This is a genomic window from Betaproteobacteria bacterium (assembly GCA_016791345.1).
GTDB lineage: Bacteria > Pseudomonadota > Gammaproteobacteria > Burkholderiales > JAEUMW01 > JAEUMW01.
Map to the genome: position 1 here is coordinate 1 of JAEUMW010000406.1, position 1,577 is coordinate 1,577.

A 1,577-nucleotide genomic window follows, 5' to 3' on the forward strand; every position below is an offset into this window, starting at 1 on the left:
ATCGCGCAGGCATACGCCAGCGGACGCGGCGCCATTCGCGTGCGCGCGCGCTGGACGATCGAGCGGCTTGCCCGCAGTCAGTGGCAGATGGTGGTGCACGAGCTGCCGCCAGGGACCTCCTCGCGCAAGGTGCTGGAGGAGATCGAGGCGCTCACCAATCCGCAGCCCAGGCCGGGGAAGAAATCGCTGACGCCCGAGCAGGCGCGCGAGAAGCAGCTCATGCTGTCTCTGCTCGATCGTGCGCGCGACGAGTCCGACCGCGCGCATCCGGTGCGCCTCGTCTTCGAGCCGAAAAGCTCGCGCCAGGACGAGAACGAGTTCGTCAACCTGCTGCTCGCCAAGACCAGCATGGAGTCGAACGCGCCGATGAACCTCGTCATGGTCAGCCTCGACGGTCGTCCGACGTCGAAGAACCTGCGCGAGGTGCTGACGGAGTGGCTCGCCTTCCGCTTCACGACGGTCACGCGGCGCACGCGGCATCGGCTCGACCAGGTGCTCGATCGCATCCACGTGCTGGAGGGGCGGCTCATCGTCCTGCTCAACGTGGACGAGGTGATCCGCATCATCCGCAATGCCGACGATCCCAAGGCCGAGCTCATCGCCGCCTTCAACCTCAGCGAGCGACAGGCGGACGACATCCTCGAGATCCGGCTTCGCCAGCTGGCGAAGCTCGAGCACATCAAGGTCGAGCGCGAGCTCGAAGGGTTACGCAAGGAACAGAAAGGGCTGGAACGCGTGCTCGGCTCGCGCCGCGCGCTGGAGAATCTGGTCGTCGCCGAGATCGAGGCGGACGTGAAGGCGTTCGGCGACGCGCGTCGCACGGTGATCGAAGCCTCCGAGAAGGCCACTGCCGCGGTGCCCGTGGTCGACGAGCCGCTCACCGTCATCTTCTCGAAGAAGGGCTGGGTGCGCGCGCGTCAGGGCTGGGACATCGATACCAGCGCCCTCTCGTTCAAGGAAGGCGACGCGCTCGCCGCCACCGCCGAATGCCGCACCGTCGACCCGGTGGTGTTCCTCGATTCGCTGGGACGCGCCTACACGCTGGAGGCGGCCGAATTGCCGCCGGGACGCGGCGACGGTGCACCGGTCTCGTCGCTCGTCGACGTGCAGGGCGGTGCGCAGATCCGCCACATGATCGTCGCCAAGCCCGAGGCGAAGCTGCTGGTCGCCTCCAGCGGCGGCTACGGATTCATCGCGAAGTTCGGCGACCTGCTGGCGAAAAAACGCGGCGGCAAGGAGTTCATCACGCTGGAGGCAGGCGAGGAGCCGCTGCCGCCATTCCTCTTCGAGGATGCTCCCGGCAACTACGTCGCGGCGCTGTCAGAGCAGGGGCGCCTGCTGCTCTTCTCGATCGCCGAGATGCGCGAGCTCGCCAAGGGCCGCGGTGTCATCGTCATGGGACTGGAGCAAGGAGAGAAGCTCGTCGCCGTCGCCGTCTCCGACCAGCGCAAGCTCACCGTGGTGGGAACCGGTCGCGGCGGCCGCGAGAAGACCGTGAACATCTCGGGCGATGAACTGGCGCACCACGCCGGCCACCGTGCGCGCATGGGACGCGTGATCGCCGACAAGATCAAGCC

Annotated in this window: 1 protein-coding gene; it reads left to right on the forward strand. The window is 67.4% G+C overall.

The annotated features are described in order from the left end of the window. A partial coding sequence (locus JNK68_15395) for a DNA topoisomerase IV subunit A (protein MBL8541729.1) occupies positions 1-1,577 on the forward strand: 1,577 nt, incomplete at both ends.